The organism is Pedobacter sp. 01T416_2 (assembly GCF_056398925.1).
In genome coordinates, this window is record NZ_JBFTQI010000746.1 from 1 (window position 1) to 2873 (window position 2873).

Annotated in this window: 2 protein-coding genes; both read left to right on the plus strand. The window is 42.8% G+C overall.

Annotation, left to right across the window (positions count from 1 at the left end):
- Positions 1-1124, plus strand: a 1124-nt coding sequence (locus tag AC1DPQ_RS23435; RefSeq protein WP_477611041.1) for a zinc-dependent metalloprotease, incomplete at its 5' end; no start/stop codon positions are given.
- Positions 1125-1155: 31 nt separating this feature from the next.
- On the plus strand, positions 1156-2873 hold a 1718-nt coding region (locus AC1DPQ_RS23440), incomplete at its 3' end, for a zinc-dependent metalloprotease (protein WP_477611042.1).

Genomic DNA, 2873 nt, shown 5'->3' on the forward strand with positions numbered 1-2873 from the left:
CAACTATTGCAATCGAAAAATTAAAGGATAAAAACTGGTTGGCCACACATCCGTATGATCATTCAATTATGGATTATAATCATTACAACTATGTTGCCCAGCCCGGTGATATGGTTTCCCGTAAAGGCTTAATCCCGATGATAGGCGATTATGATAAATGGGCAATTAAATGGGCATATGGGTATACCGGTGCAGCTGATTTTGAATCTGATAAAAAAATCAGGCTGAAGTGGATTACCGATAATTTAAAAACGGGTTCCAATCTGTTGTTTGCCCCTCAGACTGGTGACATCAAGACCACTGATATAAGCAATCCATCTGCGCAATGGGAGGATTTAAGCAGTAATCCGGTTATGGCGGCGGAATACGGGGTCAAGAACTTAAAATTTATAATGGCCAACCTGATCAAATGGACCACAACAGATGATAATACTTATTTTAATACCTCGGATATTTATTACACGCTGGTGAGCCAATATTCATTTTTAATGCGCCATGCTTTTACCCAGGTAGGGGGAGTAAACGAAAGTATCAAGAGTGTAGATCAGGAAGGCGATGTATATTCACCAGTTGCCAAGGCAACCCAAAAAGCAGCCGTAGCCTTTTTAAATCAAGAAGTCTTTAATACCCCTAAATGGATTTTAAACCCTGCGGTATTAAATAAATTCAGGAAACCTGCTAAAAAAGAAGAAGTTACCAAAATGCAGGAGGATGCACTTTTTCATCTTGTAGAACCCAGTAGGCTTTACCGGATGAACGCCACTACCTTGCGTTTTGGAAAAGAAAAAGCCTATACTGTAGATGAAATGCTTACCGATCTGAACAAAGGTATTTTTGCCGAATTGCAAAACCGCCAAGCTATTGATGGGGGTAAACRTTATATGCAAAAAATGCTGGTAAATTTTCTGCTCAGGAATTTAGTAGAAGGAGAGGCAACTGTTGATCCAGCCAAAGAACTTGCCATTGCGGGTACAGATGTGCCGGTGGTATTGCGTTCGCAATTAAAAGGGATTATGGAGCAATGTAAAACTGCTATAGCGGGATACACTGATCCGATAACGACTGCGCACCTGAGGTACATTTCAGAAAAAATCAACAATACTTTAAATCCAAGGAACCAATAAGTTGATTTTGTAGGACGATAATATACAGACAATGAGATTAAGATTCATATTTATGGCTTTGCTTGGATTGTGCAGCACCCAGTTGCTGGCACAAAACAAAAATAATAAGCAAGCATCTGCAAAAACGGATACCGTTGAGAGAAAAGCAGACCCGTTAAAAGCAATTTTGACCGGAAATACAATAGTTAAAAAAGGTCTATTCAACATTTATAAAACAGGGGAGCGGTATTATTTTGAAATTCCCGATTCTCTTTTGGGCAGGGAATTGCTGCTAACTAATTGGTTGGTCAAAGTTCCTGGTGGAAGCCCTAAGTTCGGTGGAGAGGAAATGGGCCAAAAAACTATTTTATTTGACAAAGGAATTGGGAAGAAAATCAATTTAAGGGTGGTAAGCCTGATTACCCATTCCGATTCTACAAACACCATTGCCAAAGCGGTCGCAAACGCAAATATAGATGCCATTGCATCTGTATTTGAGGTGAAGGCCAGAGGGGAAGGCAATAGCAGTTCGTTCATCGAGATGACGGATTTTCTTCAAAAGGAAAATACATTCACCAAACCCAATGATGAGGTGACCAAAAGGTTAGGTCTGGGAAGCGTTGCTCAGGACCGTAGTTATTTAAAAAGTGTCGCTTCCTATCCAATCAATGTCGAATTAAGGTCGGTGCGGAYCTACTCCGCCACCGTTCCGGCAAAACCTTCACCAATATCACCTGTTTTGGATGCTGCCAAAGTAGGCGGGAATGTGACTTTAGAGGTATCAACATCAATTTTGTTGATGCCCAAAACGCCAATGGTACCAAGGGAGTTCGATCAGCGGGTAGGCTATTTTGCCGATAGTGGTTATACCCCACTCACTGACGATCAACAGAATATTGAATTTAAGTCCTTTATTGTCCGTTACCGTTTGGAACCCAAGAAAGAAGACCTGGAAAGATACAGAAAGGGTGAACTTGTTGAGCCCAAACAGCCGATCGTATATTATATTGACCCAGCAACGCCTAAACAGTGGCGCCCTTATCTGATACAGGGAATCAACGATTGGAACGAGGCCTTTAAATCGGCCGGCTTCAAGAATGCGATCATTGGAAAGGARTGGCCCGAAGGCGATACCACCATGAGCCTGGAGGATGCACGCTACAAGGTACTGCGCTATCTGCCTTCGGAAACCGCTAATGCCTATGGACCCAATATCCATGACCCAAGAAGTGGAGAGATTCTGCAAAGCTATATTGGCTGGTATCATAATGTAATGTCACTGGTGCACGACTGGTACATGATCCAGGCCGGGCCTAATGATCCAAGAGCACGTACGATGACCTTTAGTGATGAACTGATGGGCGAACTGATCCGGTTCGTTTCGTCCCACGAGGTAGGACATACCCTTGGTCTGCGCCACAATATGGGCAGCAGTAGTTTAACGCCGGTTGAAAAGCTAAGGGACAAAGCATGGGTAGAAAAACATGGCCACACCAACTCGATAATGGATTATGCCCGTTTTAACTATGTGGCCCAGCCGGAGGACAGCGTTGGCACAGCAGGTATTATGCCTCGCATAAATGATTATGATAAATGGGCCATTAAATGGGGATATTCTTATTTGGGCAGTAAAGATGTAGATGCAGATCGGAAAATAGTCTCGAAATGGGCTGATGACAGTTTAAGGGTTAATCCAAGATTGTGGTTTGGTGGAGAAGGATTTAATAACGATGCGCGTTGCCAGACCGAGGATGTTGGTGATAACAGCAC